Source organism: Amycolatopsis sp. NPDC023774 (genome assembly GCF_040639695.1).
Classification (GTDB): Bacteria; Actinomycetota; Actinomycetes; order Mycobacteriales; family Pseudonocardiaceae; genus Amycolatopsis.
Genome location: NZ_JBFAAJ010000001.1, coordinates 657673 through 676670, shown reverse-complemented (window position 1 = coordinate 676670; position 18998 = coordinate 657673). Strand labels below are relative to the sequence as shown.

Annotated in this window: 16 protein-coding genes; 3 read left to right on the top strand and 13 right to left on the bottom strand. The window is 71.7% G+C overall.

Going from position 1 to position 18998, the window contains the following annotated elements; all coding sequences use genetic code 11:
• Positions 1–16: 16 nt before the first annotated feature.
• Positions 17–2290 (top strand): hypothetical protein, encoded by a 2274-nt coding sequence (locus AB0F91_RS03395; RefSeq protein ID WP_360595133.1) that lies wholly within the window; start codon positions 17–19, stop codon positions 2288–2290.
• A gap of 94 nt (positions 2291–2384) precedes the next feature.
• Here the strand turns inward: AB0F91_RS03395 and AB0F91_RS03390 are convergent, their stop codons facing one another.
• From AB0F91_RS03390 to AB0F91_RS03355, 8 genes are all read right to left on the bottom strand, one after another.
• On the bottom strand, positions 2385–3113 hold the full coding sequence (locus AB0F91_RS03390; protein WP_360594341.1) for an LPXTG cell wall anchor domain-containing protein: 729 nt from the start codon (positions 3111–3113) through the stop codon (positions 2385–2387).
• A gap of 334 nt (positions 3114–3447) precedes the next feature.
• Positions 3448–4998, bottom strand: a complete 1551-nt coding sequence (locus tag AB0F91_RS03385; RefSeq protein WP_360594339.1) for an amino acid permease — start codon at positions 4996–4998, stop codon at positions 3448–3450.
• An 83-nt stretch (positions 4999–5081) separates the two neighbouring features.
• Positions 5082–5996, bottom strand: coding sequence for a cation diffusion facilitator family transporter (locus tag AB0F91_RS03380; RefSeq protein WP_360594337.1), 915 nt, complete (start codon positions 5994–5996; stop codon positions 5082–5084).
• 180 nt (positions 5997–6176) lie between these two features.
• Positions 6177–7409, bottom strand: a complete 1233-nt coding sequence (gene manA / locus AB0F91_RS03375) for a mannose-6-phosphate isomerase, class I (RefSeq protein WP_360595132.1) — start codon at positions 7407–7409, stop codon at positions 6177–6179.
• A 107-nt stretch (positions 7410–7516) separates the two neighbouring features.
• Positions 7517–8611, bottom strand: a complete 1095-nt coding sequence (locus AB0F91_RS03370) for a hypothetical protein (RefSeq protein WP_360594335.1) — start codon at positions 8609–8611, stop codon at positions 7517–7519.
• Positions 8595–8831 (bottom strand): Trm112 family protein, encoded by a 237-nt coding sequence (locus AB0F91_RS03365; protein ID WP_360594333.1) that lies wholly within the window; start codon positions 8829–8831, stop codon positions 8595–8597. Before AB0F91_RS03365 ends, AB0F91_RS03370 begins: the two co-directional genes overlap by 17 nt.
• Positions 8832–8917: 86 nt before the next feature.
• Positions 8918–10273, bottom strand: coding sequence for a phosphomannomutase/phosphoglucomutase (locus AB0F91_RS03360; protein WP_360594331.1), 1356 nt, complete (start codon positions 10271–10273; stop codon positions 8918–8920).
• Positions 10274–10347: 74 nt separating this feature from the next.
• The gene (locus tag AB0F91_RS03355; protein ID WP_360594329.1) at positions 10348–10701 is read right to left on the bottom strand and encodes a DUF3499 domain-containing protein; all 354 of its coding nucleotides are present in this window, start codon (positions 10699–10701) and stop codon (positions 10348–10350) included.
• Positions 10702–10816: 115 nt separating this feature from the next.
• Between AB0F91_RS03355 and AB0F91_RS03350 the strand changes: the two genes are divergently transcribed.
• Positions 10817–11245: a metallopeptidase family protein gene (locus AB0F91_RS03350; RefSeq protein WP_326565985.1), complete on the top strand. Its 429-nt coding sequence runs from the start codon at positions 10817–10819 to the stop codon at positions 11243–11245.
• A 138-nt stretch (positions 11246–11383) separates the two neighbouring features.
• Here the strand turns inward: AB0F91_RS03350 and AB0F91_RS03345 are convergent, their stop codons facing one another.
• Both AB0F91_RS03345 and AB0F91_RS03340 read right to left on the bottom strand, forming a co-directional pair.
• Positions 11384–14716, bottom strand: a complete 3333-nt coding sequence (locus tag AB0F91_RS03345; protein WP_360594327.1) for a glycosyltransferase family 2 protein — start codon at positions 14714–14716, stop codon at positions 11384–11386.
• A gap of 756 nt (positions 14717–15472) precedes the next feature.
• Positions 15473–15730 carry a WhiB family transcriptional regulator gene (locus AB0F91_RS03340; protein ID WP_220247102.1) on the bottom strand — a complete coding sequence of 86 codons (258 nt, stop codon included), beginning with the start codon at positions 15728–15730 and terminating at the stop codon, positions 15473–15475.
• A gap of 320 nt (positions 15731–16050) precedes the next feature.
• Here AB0F91_RS03340 and AB0F91_RS03335 point away from each other — a divergent pair, with 320 nt between their 5' ends.
• Positions 16051–16809, top strand: a complete 759-nt coding sequence (locus AB0F91_RS03335; protein WP_360595131.1) for a site-2 protease family protein — start codon at positions 16051–16053, stop codon at positions 16807–16809.
• Between the two features lie 37 nt (positions 16810–16846).
• On the opposite strand, the gene AB0F91_RS03330 is transcribed toward AB0F91_RS03335, so the two are convergent.
• From AB0F91_RS03330 to mshB, 3 genes are read right to left on the bottom strand one after another with little or no spacing between them, the layout of a single operon-like run.
• On the bottom strand, positions 16847–17644 hold the full coding sequence (locus tag AB0F91_RS03330; RefSeq protein ID WP_360594325.1) for a hypothetical protein: 798 nt from the start codon (positions 17642–17644) through the stop codon (positions 16847–16849).
• A complete protein-coding gene (locus AB0F91_RS03325) occupies positions 17637–18002 on the bottom strand; it encodes a hypothetical protein (protein WP_360595129.1) in 366 nt (121 codons plus the stop codon). The genes AB0F91_RS03330 and AB0F91_RS03325 overlap by 8 nt, the downstream gene beginning before the upstream one ends.
• A gap of 34 nt (positions 18003–18036) precedes the next feature.
• Complete coding sequence (gene mshB / locus AB0F91_RS03320; RefSeq protein WP_360594323.1) at positions 18037–18864, bottom strand: N-acetyl-1-D-myo-inositol-2-amino-2-deoxy-alpha-D-glucopyranoside deacetylase; 828 nt, start codon at positions 18862–18864, stop codon at positions 18037–18039.
• Between the last annotated feature and the right edge of the window lie 134 nt (positions 18865–18998).

Genomic DNA, 18998 nt, shown 5'->3' with positions numbered 1-18998 from the left:
TACCGTGCCCGCCCCGCTGCCCGGCCCCGACACCCGCATCGTCGAGCTCAGGGTGGCCGGGCTAGCGGGCACGAGCGGCGAGACGCTGCTGGACGCCGTGTCCACCGTCGACGTCGCCGGCGACGGGATCGGCAGAGTCGTGCGCCCGGCGGACCGGCTGCGGCGTCCGGCCCCCGGCCCGATGGTGCCCGCGCTGGGCCGGTCCATCCCGCGCACGCTCGAAGGATACCTGTGGAGCCGCATGACCTCGGGCGGCGCCGCCAAGGCCACGTGGGCGCTGCTGTTCCCGTTCTCGCTGGCCAACGTCGCGTTCTGGATGCTGCCGCCGGTGCACCGCGCCCGGTGGCTCGGCGGGCTGTGCCGCGGGCTGCTGCGCGTGGTCGCCGTGCTGCTCACGATGCTGCTGATCGGGCAGGTCGCCGCGACCGTGCTCGATCTGTTCGCCACCCAGTGCCTCGCGCCGGGCAGCGGCTGCCTGCCGTGGGCGCCCTCGTGGCTGCGCTCGGACCCGGCCCGGCTGACGATCGGCGTCGCCGTGTTGTTCGCGGTGGTGGTCCTGCTGCACCGGATCTCGTCGTCGAACTGGCAGGTCCACGCTCCTGAACCCCGCGCCCGGCGAGGCTCTCCCCTGCAGTTGCTGGCCGACCCGGAGGCGCCCGGGATGTCCGCGACGCACACGGTCGCGGCCCTGGCCTGCGTCGCACTGCTGCTGCTCGGCGGCCCGTTCCACGTGCCCGACGAGGTGCCCCGGCTGATCGGCTGGATCTGCGTGCTCGGACTGGTGGTCGCGGTGATCGTCGGCGCGGCGATCGGGAGCGACCCCGGACGCATCGCCCGGCGCACGCTGATGACCTTCGCGGCGGCGCTCGTGATTTTCGCGGCCGTGCTCGCCGCTCCGCTGCCCGCGCGCGGCGGCCTGCGCGGCACCGACGGCACGGTCGAAGGACTCGGCGCGGCACTGCTCGCGATCACCATCCTGTTCGCGCTGGCCCTCGTGCCGATGGCGCTGCTCGCGCGGGTGACCTGGAAGACGCGGCCGAAGCGGCTGCGCCCGTGGCTCGGTGGCTGGGCGGCGGCGCCCGTGGTCGCGCTCGCGGGCCTGCTCGGCGGCGGCTTCGGCGCCGGGCTGGGGATCGCCGTCCGCCGGCTGCTGGGCACGGGCGGGCTGCGGCTGCCCGACACCTACGAGCTGATCACCGTGCTGTGGGGCGCCGGGCTCGCGTTGATCGCGGTGCTCGCCGTGGCCGGCTACGCGGTCGCGGTGCCGCTGCGCCGGCGGCGCCGCGGGATCCCGGCGCTGGTCGAGCTGGTGCAGCTCGACGCGAAGCAGGAGAAGGCCGCGGCCCGCGCGTGGGCGCGCTCGGCGTGGGAACGCCGGCACCTGCACCAGCTGGCGATGATCGTGACCATCGGGCTCGGCGTCGCCGGGCTCACGTTGCTGGTCGTGCGCTTCGGCTTCGGCCTGCGGCCCTCGTGGTTCACGCCGGTGTCGGCTGTCGGCGTGTTCGCGCTCGGCGGTTTCGCGGCGGGCCTGCTGCGGGTGGTCTACTCCGCCGCGCGCACGCCGGAACGCAACCGCCACCTCGGCGCGCTGTCGGATCTCGTGTCGTTCTGGCCGCGCGCGGCGCACCCGACCGTGCCGCCGTGTTACGCGCTGAAAGTGGTGCCCGAGCTGGCCGAACGCGTCAAGGAACACCTCACCGAACCGGGCACTCGCGTGGTCCTGTCCGGGCAGAACCTCGGCAGCCTGCTCACCGTGCTCACCGCCGCGCGCCTGTTCACGGAGCTGACCCCCGACGAACGCGACCGCGTCGGCCTGCTCACCGCGGGGTCGCCCCTGCAGTGGGGTTACCAGCGCGCGTTCCCCGCGGTGCTTCCGCAGGATGCGCTCGCGACACTGTTCGGCGACCTCGACGGCCGCTGGCGCGCGCTGTGCCGAGGCACGGACATCTTCGGCGGCGGCGTCACGACCTGGCGGCACAACGTGTCCGGCCGCCACTTCATCGGCGACGGGTACCTGCCTGAAGGCGGCTCCGGCCCACTCGAAGCCACGCCCGAGGAGTCCGGCGTACTCGTGCTCGGCGGCGACCACTGGCTGCCCGACCCGCTGCTCGCCCCCGACGCCCGCCACCGCTGGGCCGCGGGCGTGCTCAAGCACACCGAGTACCTGGCCGACGCCGAATGGGACCAGGCGGTGGCGATGGCCGCGGGCCTCGGCCGCCCGAGCGGACGCTCGCGGCTGCTCGGCGAACAAGGCGCGCTGTTCGGCGACCTGCCTCGCCCGCGGTGAAATCCTTGTGCGGTAACAAAAAGACCGGAGGGGAGCCACACCCGTGGGCAAACGGGTGCGGCTCCTCTCCGGTTTCAGGAACCCGAAAAGCAGATCAGTTGGCGCTGCGGCGGCGGAACTTCAGCAGCGCGAGCAGGCCACCACCGACGACGAGCAGCGCCGCGGCGATGTAGATCAGCCACGCGTTGTCGAAGCCCGTGTTGGCGAGCTGGCCGCCGGTGCCACCGGTCTCGTTGCCTGCCGGGGCGGCGACAACGGCCGAGGTGCTGGTCGGCGCGACGGTCTCGGCCGGCGACGTGGCCGGGGCCGAGGGGGTCTCGGTCTCGGTCGGCTGCGTGGTCGGCGTCTCCGACGGCTTGGTCGGCTGCGTCGTCTCAGTCGGCTGCGCCGCCTTGCCGATACAGGCGAACCAATGGCTGATCGTCGCCTGCTGGCCACCACCGTTCAGCGGCGAGCGGAGCTTCTCCCACGGCGGGGTGGTCGCGAGCTCGCGCTTGCCGGGCTCGTAGACGTTGTACCCGTCGCCGCCCTTGACGACGACGGCCTCGACGGTGACACCGTCGGCGACCTTCGTGATGTTGAGGTACTTGTCCTTGGTGGTGCCACCGGTGAAGGTGAAGACCGACGCGGCGTCCTCCTGCGTCACCAACGTGCCCGGCAGGTGCGCGCCGGCGCAGGTCGTGACGTTCCGGTCGACCGGGTTCGCGCGGGTGTCGTCGGAGTGGCACGCCAGCGCGGAGGTGGCAGTGCCCAGCAGCGCCAAGCCGGTGGCGGCAGCGACTGTCAGACCTGCGCGAAGGGGTCGTCTGGTGATGGTGGGCATTCAGAGAACTCCTGTACCGAACGGGGGGTATACAGCGAAGATCAGCGCACTCCCAGTGAGGATCCAAACCACTTACCGTATGAATCACACACGAGTGATTAACCCGTCAGAGGGAAGCCGAGGCGGACGGTATCGCAAACGGCTCACTCGCTCACCCTGCGTTCGAGTCGCGATCCAAACCGAGACGTCGACGTTGCCTTTTCGTGATCATTCTGATTTAGATGACAACTCGGCCACATCACGCAACCTTCTCGCACTCCGGTAAACTCGCAGGTCAGTGGCGCAAAACGGCCCGCCGTCCCGGGTCGGACGGCGGGCCGTTGCGAGCAGTGGTTCAGTCCTCCGAAGACGCCGGAGACTCCGGCGAAGCGGACTTCCCGGCCGGTTCCTCACCCGAGGCGATCCGCTTGCCGAGCAGCGAGCGGCGCCGGCTGTAGACGAAGTAGAGGACGACCCCGACGACCATCCAGACCACGAACCGCAGCCAGGTCAGCACCGTCAGGTTCAGCATCAGCCACAGGCACGCGAGGATCGCCAAGATGGGGATCAGCGGCACCGCCGGCACGCGGAACGCGCGGGGCAGGTCCGGTCGCGTCCGGCGCAGCACCAGCACACCCGCCGAAACGAGGATGAACGCGAACAGCGTGCCGACGTTCACCATCTCCTCGAGCTTGTCGGCCGGGAAGAACGTGGCCGCCACGGCCACCAGGCCGCCGACGAGCAGCGTCGCGCGCTTCGGGGTGCCGTGGCTGCCGGTCTTGGCCAGCCCGCGTGGCATGAGGCCGTCACGCGACATCGCGAAGATGATCCGCACCTGGCCGAGCATCAACACCATCACCACGGTCGTGAGGCCCGCCAGCGCGCCGACGGAGATGACGTTCGCGGCCCAGTCCACGCCGTTGACGGAGAAGGCCGTCGCAAGCGTCTTGTGGCTGCCGTCGCCGGCCGAGGTGGCCAGATCGGTGTAGGGGACCATGCCGACGACGACGAGCGACACCGCCACGTACAGCACCGTGACGATGGCCAGCGAGCCGAAGATGCCGCGCGGCACGGACTTCTGCGGGTTGCGCGTCTCCTCGGCGGTGGTCGCCACGATGTCGAACCCGATGAACGCGAAGAACACCAGCGACGCACCGGCCAGCAGGCCGAAGACACCGAACGAGCTGCTGCCGCCACCGGCGATCACCGAGAACAGCGACTGCTCCACACCACTGTCACCGGGGGCGCCGGGCTTGCCCTCGGGGATGAACGGCGTGTAGTTCGCGCCCTTGATGTAGAAGATGCCGAGGATGATCACGAACAACACCACGGCGACCTTGATGCCCGTGATCACCATGGAGAACCGCGAAGACAGCTTCGTGCCGATGGCCAGCAGTGTCGTCAGCACGACCACGACCACGAGCGCGCCCCAGTCGATGGTGACCCAGCCGAGGTCGATCGTGGTCTTGGCGCCCTTGCCGAAGAGGTAGCCGAGCACGGTCTCGAGGTAGACCGACCAGCCCTTCGACACGGCGGCGGCGCCGACGGCCAGCTCCAGGATCAGGTCCCAGCCGATGATCCACGCCATGAACTCGCCGAACGTGGCGTAGGAGAACGTGTACGCGCTACCCGCGACCGGCACGGTCGAGGCGAACTCGGCGTAACACAGCGCCGCCAGCGCGCACGCGATCGCGGCGCACACGAACGCGACCGACACCGACGGGCCGGAGAAGTCACCCGCCGTACGCGCGGTGAGCGTGAAGATGCCCGCGCCGATGACGACCGCGACGCCGAACACGGTCAGATCCCAAGCGCCCAGGTTTCTTCGGAGCTTGGTCTCGGGCTCGTCGGTGTCCGCGATGGACTGCTCGATCGACTTCGTGCGCCACAAACCCTGCCCGGGCACCGTGACCTCCTCGGGACGACCTGCGTGAAAACGGGGTGAATCACCCTAACGCGGCATTCCGCAGACGGCGCGGTGGACGGTGATCACCGCACGTTGCGGTCGAGATCCGGTTCGAGGTAGATCAGCGACACGACGGGGAGCTTCGCACGCACGCGGGCCTCGGCGTCGTCGATGGCCAGGGCGACCTCGGACGTGTCGAGGCCGGGCACCAGCGCGAGCTTGGCAGCCACGAGCAGCTCGTCCGGGCCGAGGTACTGCGTGCGGATGTGGATCACGCGCTCGACCTTGCCGGCCGCCAGTTCGTCGACGATCGTCGCGAGGTCGGTGTCCGTCGCGCCCTCGCCGATGAGCAGGCTTTTCATCTCGACGATGAGGATCACCGCGATCACGCCCAGCAACAGGCCGATCATCACGGTACCGATGCCGTCCCACACCGGGTCGCCGGTGAGCGTGGACAGGCCGACGCCGAGCAGCGCGAACACGAGGCCGATGAGCGCGCCGGTGTCCTCCAGCAGCACGACGGGCAGCTCGGGTTCCTTGGCCTGGCGGATGAACCGCCACCAACCGGCGTTGCCCTTGATCTTGCGCGACTCGCCGATGGCGGTGTAGAAGCTGTAGCCCTCCAAGCAGGTCGCCACCAGCAGGATGATCACGGCCACGATCGGCGATTCGAGCGGCTCGGGCTCGATGATCTTGTGGATGCCCTCGTACAGCGCGAACGCCGAGCCGAGCGTGAACAGCATCAGCGCGACGATGAACGAGTAGAAGTACCGCTCCCGACCGAAACCGAAGGGGTGTGCCTTCGTGGCACGCCGGCGCGACGTCTTCTGCCCGAGCAGCAGCAGACCCTGGTTGGACGTGTCGGCCAGGGAGTGCACCGACTCCGCCAGCATCGACGACGAGCCTGTGACCAGGAACCCGACGAACTTCGCCACCGCGATCCCGGCGTTGGCCGCGAGCGCCGCGATGATCGCCTTGGTACCGCCACCTGCTGACACGGCGTGCTCCCCTGCCTGTTGCGCAATGGATTCCCGAAATGCCCGATCGGGAGCCTAGAGGACCGATCACCGCGCCACCGCTTCGGCCAGGTGAACGTTCTGCGCTCGAACCCTGCAGACGGTGAAGGGCACTTCGCGGGAACCGGAGTCCCTCGAGGGTCCTTCACAAACCGTCGTAAGTCAGTCTTCGCAGGTCCCGGCGGTGGCCCGGAACAGCTGGGCCGGCCGGCCCGCGAGCGGGCGGACCGAGACGGCGGGGTCGGCCGCGGGCAGCCACACCGACTGGCCGCGCAGCAGCTCGATCTGCTCCCCGTCGTCGGCCGTCACGAGCAGGTCGCCTTCCGTGCAGAGCAGGATCTGCGGGCCGGTGCAGTCGACCACGAGCTCGGTGTCGTCGCCGGGCTCCCACTGCACGCGCGAGAGCTCGAACTCCGGCGCGTCCGTGTGGTACACGGCCATGCGCCGGCCGGCACATTCCCCTTGCTGCACCGGCATCTCACCGCACGCGAAGTCGACCACACGCAGCAGCTCGGGCACGTCCACGTGCTTGGGCGTGAGGCCACAGCGCAGGATGTTGTCCGAGTTGGCCAGGATCTCCACGGCCGTGCCGGACAGATAGAGGTGCAGGTTGCCGGCCGGCAGGTAGATCGCCTCGCCCGCCCGCAGCGTCAGCCGGTTGAGCAGCAGCGCGGCCAGCACGCCGGCGTCACGGGGGTGCGCTTCGCCCAGTTCCAGGATCGTCCGGCACTCCACGCCGAACTCGCCGTGGTCGGCGACGTGGCGCACGCACGCGTCGAGGACCTCGGGCAGCAGCTCGTCGAGCGAGGCCTGCGGCAGCGTGATCCACGTGGTGAACAGCGCGCGCAGCCCTGCCGGGTCCGGCTGCGCTTCGAGCAGCCCGGTGTACTTCGCCAGCCCTGGCGTCTCGATGGCCTTGAGCAGCTTCACCGTGCGCTGCGGATCGCGGAAGCCGGCCAGTGCGTGGAACTCCGTGAGCGCGCAGACGAGCTCGGGTTTCGCCGTCGGGTCCGGGTAGTTGCGGTTGGGCGCGTCGCGCGGGATGCCGAGGCGCTCCTCGCGCTCGTGCCCCTCGGCGGCCTGCGCGGCCGACGGGTGCGCCTGCATCGACAGCGGCTCCTCGGCCGCCAGGATCTTCAGCAGGAACGGCAGGCGGCCGCCCCAGCGCTTCGCACAGCGTTCGCCGAGCTGGCCGACCGGATCGGCGTTGACGAGTTCCAGGAGGCTCCGTTCGGTGCCGTCCGGCCCGAGCACGCGCGACGGGTCGCCCGGGTGGGCACCCATCCACAGCTCTGCCTCGGGGTGCGGCGCCGGCACCGGACGTCCCTGCAGCTGCGGGATCGCGGTGCGCGATCCCCAGGCGTAGGGCCGTACGGCGTTGCGCAACAGCTCCACTGTCACCTCAACTCCCAATCCTTCCCACCGGCCGGAGCCGATGTCGTGCGGGCGGTGCCGTCCCCACGGCGCCCGTCCGCACTTCCTCCCCCTGATCCCGTGAGCCGTCAGGCGGTGGCCGGCTCGTACCTCCCGGCGCCACCGATGCTGCCCGCCGCGAGCCCGAGGTACACCGCGGCGAGCTCGAACCGCAGCGCAAGCACCGCGGCCCGGACGATCTCGTCCGCTTCGAATTCCTCCGCGGGCGCGATCACGTCCGCGTCCGGGAGGAACTCCTCCGCCTGGAAGCGGGCCGCCTCGGCTGCGGGCCCGGTCCGCACCGAGAGCAACAGCACCCGCGTGGCGGTTCCACCGGGTGAGTCGTCCGGATCGGCGAAGATGTCACGCTCTTGGCCGCCCGATTGCGCAACTCTGCGAAGCGCGGGCCGCGCAAGCGCTTGCCGGAAGTCCTCCGCGTCGCACACCACGCCCGAGTGAGCCGCGAAAGCGTGCGCCGCGTGCTCCGCGACGGCCACCGCCACGGGATCGAGACCCCACAGCAGCGGCACGCGGTCGGCGACGCGCAACGCGAGCGCCTTGGCCGGGTTCGCGAACGACTCGCGCGCGAGGTAGTCCTTCTCGGCTTCGAGGTCGAGCTGGTCGGCCAGGGCCTGCACGTCGGCCACCAGCAGGCCCAGCGCGTTGGCCGTGAGCAGCCCGGCGGCGAGCCCGCGCGGGAACGCGAGCTCCGGCGGCACCGGGATGCGCGGCGCGAGCAGCACGCCCTTGCCGGCCACCGAAGCGGCGACGGGACCCTCCGCCGGAGCGGAGAGCACCACGGTCGCGCCGAACCGGGCCGCGCGCTCCAGCGACGCGGCCAACTCGCGGTCACCCGCGTCGTCGGTGTGTGCGAACACGACGTCGAGCGCGCCGATCCACGGCGGCACGATCTCGGCCACGACCACCGGCACCGGGCACGCCGGCGCGAGCAGCGCCGCCAGCAGCCGCGTGAGCGTGCGGCTGACGCCGGGCCGGTCGAGGAGGACCAGCGAACGCGGGCGTCCCAGGTCGAGACGGTCGCTCAGCTCCAGCTCGGCCGCGGCCTCGGCAGTCGCCCGAACCTGCGCCCCGGCCATGGCGGCGGCACGCAGCAGCCCCGCGCTGTCCGCCTCGGCCAGGCGCGCGGGGTCGTCGAGCAGCGAATCGTCAAGCACTGTCGGCATGGCTGTCATCCGGCTCACCGGGAGTGTGGTCACCGCTGAGTACCGCTTCGTCGAGAAGCAGCACTGGGATCCCGTCACGGACCGGGTACATCCGGCCGCACTCGGTACAGGTCAGTGCTTCGGCATCCGCGTCGTCCGGTGTGCCCGGACGCAGCGGTGCGTGATCCGGCGACGGGCACGCGAGGATCTCGAGCAGCTGGGCGTCAAGCGTGATGGCCATGGTTCCTCCATACCACGCGTAGGTGGGTCGTTACGGCACCTTCCGGACACAGTTCGCCTCGGTCGGTCGCCATCAGCGTGGCTTGCTCAGCCCCGGACAATTGCCAGTACATCGTCGGTCAGCGCCTCGACGGCGGCGCGGTCGGCGGCCTCCACGTTGAGCCGCAGCAGCGGCTCGGTGTTCGACGGGCGCAAGTTGAACCACGCGCCGCCCGGGAGCTGCACGGTCAGGCCGTCGAGCTCGTCGATCTGGACGCCCGACTTGTCCGCGTACGCGTCCTTCACGGCGAGCATGCGCGCGACCTGGTCGGTCACGGTCGAGTTGATCTCGCCCGAGGCCGCGTAGCGCGAAAAGTCCTGCGTGAGCGCGGACAGCGGACCGTCCTGCTCGCCCAGCGCCGCGAGCACGTGCAGGGCCGCCAGCATGCCGGTGTCGGCGCGCCAGAAGTCGCGGAAGTAGTAGTGCGCGGAGTGCTCGCCGCCGAAGATGGCGCCGGTGCGGGCCATCTCCGCCTTGATGAACGAGTGGCCCACGCGCGTGCGCACGGGCTTGCCGCCGTGCTCGGCGACGATCTCCGGCACACCCTTCGACGTGATCAGGTTGTGGATGACCGTGCCGCCCGGCTCCTTGGCCAGCTCGCGGACGGCGACCAGCGCCGTGATCGCGCTCGGCGACACGGGCTCGCCGCGCTCGTCGACCACGAAGCAGCGGTCGGCGTCGCCGTCGAAGGCCACGCCGGCGTCGGCGCCGACCTCGCGGACCTTGGCCTGCAGGTCGACGATGTTGGCCGGGTCCAGCGGGTTGGCCTCGTGGTTCGGGAACGTGCCGTCGAGCTCGAAGTACATCGGCACGACCTCGATCGGCAGGCCGGCGAACACGGTGGGCACGGTGTGGCCGCCCATGCCGTTGCCGGCGTCGACCACGATCTTCAGCGGCCGCGAGTGCGTGAGGTCGACGAGGTTGCGCAGGTAGCCGGCGTAGTCGCCCAGCACGTCGCGCTCGCTCACGCTGCCGGGCTTGCCCTCGAACGCGGGCACGCCCTGCTCGACGGTGTCGCGGATCTCCGACAGGCCGGTGTCCTGCCCGACGGGGCTGGCGCCGGCGCGGCACATCTTGATGCCGTTGTACTTCGCGGGGTTGTGGCTGGCGGTGAACATCGCGCCCGGCATGTTCAGCGAGCCGGAGGCGAAGTACAGCTCGTCGGTGCTGCACAGGCCGATCGACACGACGTCGAGGCCCTGCGAGGTCACGCCTTCGGCGAACGCCGCCGACAGCTGCGGGGACGAGTCACGCATGTCGTGGCCGATCACCACCGAGGGCGACTCGGCCTTGATGAGCAGCGCGAACGCGGCGCCGAAGTCGCGTACCAGTGACGCGTCGAGCTGCTCGCCGACCACGCCGCGAATGTCGTAGGCCTTTACGATGCCCGAAAGATCTGGCACGCCGTCTCCCCGCCGTCAGTTCTCGTCGCGGCGCCGGTCGCGCCGCGCGGAAAGCCTACCGGCGGGAGCAGGGCTCAGGCGCGCCCGGGGAGCACGCGGAGGTGGCCGCGCCTGCCGGACGGGCCGTCCGGCTCGGGCGGCGGCGCCGGCCGGTCCGAGCGGCCCGCCTCGCGGACGGCCTCGGCCAGCGCGGTCAGCTCGTCGGCCGACTGCTCCGGAGTGGCGAACGTGCCCTCGTGGCGCACGACTTCCCAGCCCTTCGGCACGGTCAGCCGCAGCGCGTGGGCCTCGCACAGGTCGTACGAATGCGGCTCAGAGGCAGTGGCGAGGGGACCGACGACGGCGGTGGAATCGCTGTACGCATACGTGAGCGTGGCGACAGCGGGCTCTGGACAACCCGTTCGCGAACATTTCCGTACGCTCCGCACGATCCAGAACGATAGCGCGTCGCCGCAAGGGGGCCCCGGCGACACGCGCGTGACCTTCGCGACCGCATAGACTTGCGCGGTGGCGACGGCTCGTGATTACCGACAGCGGCAGCGAATGCGGAGGGACCGGCACGGCCGGGGCCTGCGCGGAGCGCTCTACCCCGCGTCCCTGCCCGCCGCCGCGAGCCGGGCGGAGAAGTTCGACGCGCTCGTGCTCGACGCGCTGGAACCCATCGAAGCGCGCTGGCGCCACGAGCTGACCAAGCTCGACGTGGCGGTGGACGAGGTGCCCGAGGTGCGCCCGGACGGCCGAGCGCCGGCCGACGGCGTGCTCCACGACGGCTCCGTTCCCCTGTCGCGCCTGGTCCCGGCCGGGGTCGACCGCGCGGGGCTGCCCACGCGGGCGCGCATCGTGCTCTACCGGCGGCCGCTCGAGGCGCGGGCCAAGGACCCGGGTGAGCTGGCGGAACTCGTGCACGACGTGCTGGTGGAGCAGGTTGCGGGCTACCTCGGCGTCGAACCGGACGTGATCGAGGGCGACTGAGTCGATTTGGGCTGGTGCCCGTCGGAGGTGGCCGGGTTCTGCCGTCGGATAACCGCTTCGCGCGCTGGTTCGGTGGCTCCGCTGCGCCCCAATGTGGCGTTCGGTGCGCTCAACGCACCCAATGCCGCATTGGGGTGGTCAGGGGCGCAGCCGTGAGGGCACCGCGGTGAGCGCCGTGAACAGCACCGCGGCGAGCTGGGCGAGCAGCAGCAGCCCGCGCTCGGTGCCCGGGAACGCCAGCGAAACCTCCGATGACTGCGGCGGGATCGACACCGCCACCTGGTGACCCCAGGCGGGCACGATCGGCACGGCCTTGCCGTTCACGCTCGCCTGCCAGCCGGCCTCCTGCTCGGCGGCCAGCACCAGCAGCCGGCCGGTCGGGCCGTCGGAGGCGCGCACGCGGACGTCGGGCAGCCGCGCGTCCACGGGCGAGACCCCGGGTGACGCGCCAGGCGCGCCGCCGCCCGTGACGGCCGCCTTGGCCAGCTCCGGGGAGATCAGCGTGACTTCGCCGGCCTTCGGCAGGAGCCGGACCACGGGCCGGCCGTCGGACATCGGGGCCGCCGAGGTGACCAGGTCGCCGGCCAGCGAGACGAGGGCCTGCGGATTGCCGCCGGGCGGGAGGATCACGTACTCGACACCGGAGACCGCGGCGGCCGCGACGGCTGATTTGACCGCATTGGCGTCACCAGTGAGCAGGTCGCGGCGCCAGTTCTCAAGCCGGTCGGGCGTGCCCGGGGTCGGGGCGAGCTGGTCGTCGCCGAAGCGGGCGAGCCGTCCGCCGGTCTGCCGGGTGAGCCGGCCCAGGTCGAGGACCGCGCGACCGCTGCCGGAGATGTCGGCGGCCACCTCCGGAGCGAGGGCGGGGCGCGGCTGGGCGGTGAGCGGCCCGTTGTGCCCGGCGCCGACGGCGCCGGCGCCCAACGCGATCAGCACCAGCACCCCCGCGGCACCGGCGACCTTCGGCAGCCACGGCGCGGGCACGCCCGCCGAGCCGCCGCGTTGCCAGGTCGCGAGGACCGCCCACAACAGCCCGGCGCCGACGACCAGCAGCGGCACGCCCGTGTAGCCGGTGGCGGCGGGGCCGCCCTGCATCGGCGGCACCGGAACCTGCCGCACGAGCACCACCGCGACGACGCCGAGCACGGCGAGCGCGAGACCGCCGGCCACCTGCTTCGTCGGCCGGACCACGAGTGCGACGAGCGTGGCCGCCGGCACCGCGACGCCGATGGGCCACGCCCCGGGGCTGCCCGGCGTCAGCCCGGCCAGGTCGGCGCCGGACGCGGGCGCGGCGGGACCGCCGAGGCCGTGCAGGAGCAGTTCGGGGTGCTTGAGCAGCACCGTCGGCCACGGCAGGAGCAGCACGAGCGGCAGGATCACCACGATCCCGACCGACGCGGCGCGGCGCGCGAGGCCTGTCGGCGCGGGGAGGACCACGAACCCGAGCAGCAGGCCCACGAGAGCGAGGGCGTGCGCGAGCGGTGAGAACGCGCCGAGCACCGCGACACCGAACGCCGACAGCGCGGAAACGTGCAGCCAGCGCGTGCCCGGGCGCGTCAGCAGCCGCACGATTCCCGCGACGACCAACGGCAGCATGAGGTGGACCACCACGACGTCGAGGCGACCTTGCGCGACCGACGCGGTGGCGGCGGGCAGCAGGGCGTACGTCGCCGCGACGACCGCGCGCACCCAGCGGCGCACGGGCAGCTTGCGCGTGGCCGCGTACGCGCTCAGCGCGGCGAGCGGGATGTCGCCGATGAGCAGGATCGCCACGAGCGCGGGCGGGCCGCCCACGGGCGCGAAGATCGCGCCGATGGTGCCGAGCACGGGCAGCGTCGCGGGGGCGGGCGACCCGGTGCCGCCCGCGACCGCGTGCCACGGCGCCAGGTAGGTGGACCAGAGTTCGCCGAGGCCGCCGACGGGCAGCAGCCCGCCGCCGGAGAGGTCCAGACCGAGGCGGCTGCGGTTGACCACGAATGCCAGCGCCGTCAGCAGGACGACGAGGACCACGGGCGGGGCGAAGATCGTCGCGCCCAGCACGCGGCGGCGGTTCACCTCGACGAAGACGAGTCCGGGTTCACGGGCCGGCGCCGGGCGCGGTGTGGGTGAGGGCTTCGGGCCGTCGTCGGGCTCGGCGACGATGTCTTCCCGAGTTTCCTCGCGTTCCGGTGCTGTGTCGTGTTCCGGCGGCACGGCGACGGCCACGACCGTGCCCGGCCGGCGCAACCCCGAACCACGGGAACTCAAGCCGCGCAAGGCTCCTGCGGGCAACGCTTCGGGTCCGACGGGCCGCCGGTCCACGGCGCCGAGCGCCTCCGGCGCGATCCAGGCCGGCTCCTCGGCGAGGTCTTCGGGAACCGTGCCGAGCGCGACGTCGCTCTCCACACCACGGCGCACGAGCCCGACAACGCCGGCGCGCAGGGCGTTGCGCAGCCGCGTGTATCGGCCCACGAACAACCCGCGCACCGTGCCGGGGCGCGGCGATTCCCGCCGTTTCGCCCGCGCTGCCCGGAGTTTCCCGCGGCCACTGGTGAGATAGGCGAGCGCGGCGAGTTCAGCTCGGGCTTCCGTCGTGCGCCTCAGCACGAAGAAGACGAACGCGCGCAGCAGCAGGAGCACGGGCAGCCGGACGAGGCCGAACCAGAACGAGAACGGCGAGCAGTTCACGAGGAACACGCGCAGCCCGTGCGCGCGGTTCACGGCGGCGAGCGAGCGGGCCGCCGCGTCGGGTGTGCGCCGGCCGGTCGAGAGCGCGCGCGCGTGACGGACGCGGGCGGCGGGCACCGAGAGCACGAGCGCGCCGGCGGCGTTGGCGCGCCAGCCGAAGTCGAGATCCTCGCGCAGCAACGAGAAGTCCTCGTCGAAGCCGCCGAGGTCGTCCCAGAGTTCGCGCTGCACCAACGATCCCGCGCTCGGCACGGCGAGCACCTCGCCGGGCTCGTCGCCGGGTGCGGCCATCTGCTGGCGGTGCCCGGACGCGTCCGTGGACAGCCCCGCCTCCACGATCAGGCGCGGCTCGGCCCAGTCGAGCCCGAGCGGCCCGAGCACCTTCGCCGACGGCGCCGCTTCGGCAGCCTGCAGGAGCTGCTCGAGGCAGTCGGGTTCGGGCGCGCAGTCGTCGTGCAGCAGCCACAGCCACGCGCCCGGGTCACCCCACCGTTCCACCGCGTGCGCCACGGCGGCCGCGATCGCCGCAGCGAAGCCAGTTTCACTCGAAAGAGTGATGACGCCCGACAGCACCGGCTGTGAATCGGGGCCCGCCGCGACCCCGCCCGGCTCGGCCGCCTCGGCGAGCAGCTTCGCGGTCAGGTCCGTGGACCCGGTGTCGACCGCGAGCACGTGGCGCGGCCGGACCGTGCTGCGCCGCAAGGAAGAAAGCGCGAGCGGCAGCCACTCTTCGCCGTCGTGACAGACCACAATGGCCAGAACGGGCAACGTCCTCACGAGCGACGGTGCGACGGTGCGGGTCAACAACCACTCCTGGTCAGGCTGCGGGCGGGTGCGGTCACCCTACGGCTTCACCCGCGCACGCGGCGCCGGACCCGCACCCACCCTTTTCGCCGTCGCGGCCTCGAACGTTTCGCGCGGAACGCCGCCGCGTGGATCACACTGATGTCTCCGCCACACGCGTCCACTCCTCGGGACGCACCGACCACATGCGACACATCACGACGGCACAACTACCGTCGTCGACCACTTCGATCCCCACCGCCAGGCTGGGATTGGTTCGCGCCGAAACCCCACCACAGCGGCAAGGTTCCCGCGCTCACTCCATTGCGGCCGGACTACCCACCCCGCCTCGGCCTCAAACACCACAGCTCAGGAACACCGAAAAACCACGGTCGCGAACCCACTTCACGTCGGCCGCAACCCACCCACGCGCAGGCGCGCTCAGCCTGATCCGACGCTGTACCAGCGAAAAAGCCACAAAAGCGAGTGGGTCCGCGCAGTGCACGGACCCACTCGACTCTCACGAAACCCACGCCCGCTCACCACGGCGATCACACCGATGGGCCTCAAGAAAACACACGGGCGGCCCGACGTCCGCACCTTCTGCGAACACAACCTCACCTCGCGCGATGCCCACGCCCACTTGCAAAGCCGACCACCGCGGGGGTCCGGGGCCTGCCCCCGGCCGGGGTCAGGGGGTCGCATCCCCGGAGAACACTGACCACGCGAGATGGTTCGCGCGTTCCGCGAACACAGCTCTCCCCTCGCGAACGCCCGTCAGATGGCTCGCTTTTTCAGCTTCCGCCGCTCGCGTTCGGACAGACCGCCCCAGATGCCGAAGCGCTCGTCGTGCGCCAGGGCGTACTCCAGGCACTCGTCCTTGACCTCGCAGCCGAGGCAGATCCGCTTGGCTTCGCGGGTCGAGCCGCCCTTCTCGGGGAAGAACGCCTCGGGATCCGTCTGCGCGCACAAGGCGCGCTCCTGCCAGTCCTGTTCCTCCTCGGTGGCATCGAAGAGGTCGGTCAGATCCCCCAGCTCCTGCTCAGGGTTCTCGCCCCAACCCACGACGTGCCCCCACTCCCTCTTTTCAGGCCTCGAGTCTGTCCTCGAGCCTTCCGCTTCCAACCGCACGTCCGCCTCCTCGCTCCTACGCACTCCCCAGGCTGGCGGTGGTGAAACGACATCCGCTGTCCCCTCTCGACAGCGAATGACATCACTGTGATTACACCCGTGTAGTGCGGTCAGGTCAAGCGGAGTAGCGAGTTCGGGGGATACCTCGGGCCGATCGCGCAAGGGGACACGCCGAAGACTTCACACCGGGCATACGGAAGACTGGTGGGGTGCAGAGATCAGCAGTGCGGCCCAGCCCGGTCTTCATCGGCATCCTCGCGGTCGCCGTCATCGGCGGAATCCTGGCCGCCTACGGTAATTCCCTGAGTCTCACGGGTGACCGGGGCCCGCTCTACGTCACCGGCGTCGTACTCCTCGTGGCAGGCGGCTGGATCGCTTCGCTGACCCTGCACGAGTTCGGCCACGCCTTCGTCGCCTACCGCGGCGGCGACGCCGGGGTCGCCCAGAAGGGCTACCTCACACTGGATGTGCGGCGCTACACCGACCCCGTGCTGTCGATCCTGCTGCCGCTGATCTTCCTCCTCATCGGCGGCATCCCGCTGCCCGGTGGCGCGGTGTGGATCAACCGCGGCGCGCTGCGCAACCGGGCCACCTCGTCGTGGGTGTCGCTCGCCGGCCCCCTGTCGAACCTCGGGGTGGGCGCCGCGCTGTGCCTCGTGGCGGCGCTGGTGCCGATGTCACCCGGCCTGTTCTTCGGCCTGTCCTACCTCGCGCTGCTGCAGGTGATGACGTTCCTCATCAACATCCTGCCCATCCCCGGCCTCGACGGCTGGGGTGCGATCGAGCCGTACCTCTCGCCGCAGGCGCGGGCGTTCGGCGCGCGCGTGCGGCCGTGGGCTCCGCTGGTGCTCTTCGCGCTGTTCTTCGCGTTCCACCCGCTGTCCGATGCGCTTTGGTACGTCGCCGGCCTGATCTTCGAGGCGTTCGGCGGCAGCGGGCCGGCCGCGCTGGTCGGGCAGTCGGCGTTCCTCTTCTGGCGGTGACGGCGGCGGCTCGGCTGAGGACGCAGGCGGGTTCGGCTCAAGAAAAAGAAGCCCAGTGCGAGTTGGTCATCAGCCACCCGTGCGCGCGCTTCCAGATCTGCTTGAGCCCCCAGCGCTCACCGAGGTAGTCGCCCGCCGCGCCGACGACCGGGACAAGCCCGAGGGCCCGGTGGTAGAAGCGGCCGCGCGGGCGCTTCTCCAGCTCCTCGGTGATCCCCCACAGTGACCGGCCGAGCCGCCACAGCGTCCCGGCGACGGCCTTCACCGTCACCTTTCCGTGGGCGCGTTCGGATTCCGTCAGTTCCTCGGTGAGCCGCGCGGCCGCACTGTCCTCTGCGGACTCGTCAGCGGGCTTGCCCGCGGCGAGCACCGGGTCGAGGTCGCGCTCGAACAGCACCGACGCGATCAGTCGCACCCGGCTGCCGACGTCGGTCACGCCGTACTCCCCCGCGATCGCGCACAGCAACAGCCCCTGCGACGCGGCGCCGAGCGTGTCCTGCACCGGCAGCCGGTCGGCGAGCGCGCCACCGAGTCCCGGGATCGAGGTAAGCAACGCCGTGAGCCGGCCGACGCGGTTGACCCACCAGCCGCAGCGCTCGTCGATGTCCATGCCGGCCCACGCGGCGGTGCCGGGCACCTTCACGGACGTGAGCGCGCCGAGCACCTTCTCCTTGAAACCCTCGTCACCGAACTCCTCGGCCGCCTCGGTCTTGCGGGCCCGCGCCTGCAAGCCGAACGGGTCCGCCTCGCGCAGCGCGTCGAGCACTGGCCCGCTGGCCCGGACGAACGGGCGCAACACCGCCACGACGTGACGGTCCTCAATGGTCTCAGCCACGGACCTTCCCCTTCACCGCGGCCGCGCGGCCGAGCCCGCCGCCGAGCACGAGCGCCGCCGGCAGCGCGCTCGCGCCGAGGAGCAGGATCGCCCGCCAGTCCTGCACGAGCACGAGATCGCCCCCGGGTCCGGCGAAGCCGATGCCGAACACCACGACCACCCACACCGCGAGCGGCACCCACGACAACCCCGGCCGAACGAGCTTCGCGGCCGTCAGCACCAGCCACGGTGTGGTGACCGCGGCGACGAGCACTGTCAGCGGCAGCGGCACCTCCTCGAGCGCGCCGACGCGCAGCGGCAGGAAGAACACTTCGAGCAACGCCAGCAGCAGCGCATCCAGGCACAGCAGCACCAGCATCAGGCGCTGCCCGGAGCTCAGTGGGGCCGGCACGTCACAGCCCCCCGAACAGGTCGGTGTCCGCGCCGGCCGCGTCGCCGTGGGCGAGCACGAAGTACTCGGCGGGCGGGATCGGCTGCGCGATGTCGTTGGTGAGGGCGAAGTGCACGATCTCTCCGTCGGCGACCGTCAGCTGCGTCTCGTGGGCGCGCAGGGCCGCGATCTTCGCCGAGAGGTGGGCCGAGGTGTCGAGCACGGTCGTGACCTTCTCATCCGCGGTGCCGGGGAGCTCGTGGTCCTCGGGTACCCGGAAGGGTGAGCCGCCACTCGCGCGCAGCCGCGCGAGCCCCGCGTCGACCGCGGCGCGGGAGTGCACCACGTGGAAGACGCGCTCGACCGAGGCCGCGCGCGGCGCCGCCACCATGGTGATGTCGTGGGCCCGGATGTGGTCGGGGTGACCGTAGCCGCCGAAGGAGTCGTAGGTGACCACGACCTGGGGTGCCAGCTCGTCGAGCAGCTCGGCCAGCTGGGCCACCTGCTCGTCGAGGCTGCCGCCGGCGAACGCGCGCGGGTGCTCGGCGGCCGGCGTGCCCGCCATGCCCGAGTCGCGCCAGCGGCCCATCCCGCCGAGGTACTCGTGGCGGGTCACGCCGAGAGCGGCGCACGCGGCCGCGAGCTCGCCCGAGCGGTAGCCGCCGAGCTGGTCGGCGGCATCGGCGGCCAGCAGGGCCAGCCGCGGCGGCACGATCTCGCCTTCCTCGCCCAGAGTGCACGTGACCACGGAGACCTCGGCGCCCTCGGCGGCGTACCGGGAGATCGCGCCGCCGGTCGTGATGGTTTCGTCGTCGGGGTGCGCGTGGACGAGCAGGAGCTTTCGGATCACGGCACCAGGTTAATGAACTCCGCCGCGGGGCCCGGGGTCGCGGCGTTCCGAGTCCCGGAACGTTCCGCGGCGAGGGTTCCGCCCACCCGGCGGGAGTGGCCCCGAAAGGGCCGGACACGCCCTGCGGCCCGCAC

Excerpts from the sequence above, each read along its gene's own strand:
- AB0F91_RS03390 (WP_360594341.1), bottom strand. The coding sequence starts at position 3,113 with ATGCCCACCATCACCAGACGACCCCTTCGCGCAGGTCTGACAGTCGCT.
- AB0F91_RS03370 (WP_360594335.1), bottom strand. The coding sequence starts at position 8,611 with ATGCCGACAGTGCTTGACGATTCGCTGCTCGACGACCCCGCGCGCCTG.
- AB0F91_RS03365 (WP_360594333.1), bottom strand. The coding sequence starts at position 8,831 with ATGGCCATCACGCTTGACGCCCAGCTGCTCGAGATCCTCGCGTGCCCG.
- AB0F91_RS03350 (WP_326565985.1), top strand. The coding sequence starts at position 10,817 with ATGCGGAGGGACCGGCACGGCCGGGGCCTGCGCGGAGCGCTCTACCCC.
- AB0F91_RS03325 (WP_360595129.1), bottom strand. The coding sequence starts at position 18,002 with ATGCTGGTGCTGCTGTGCCTGGATGCGCTGCTGCTGGCGTTGCTCGAA.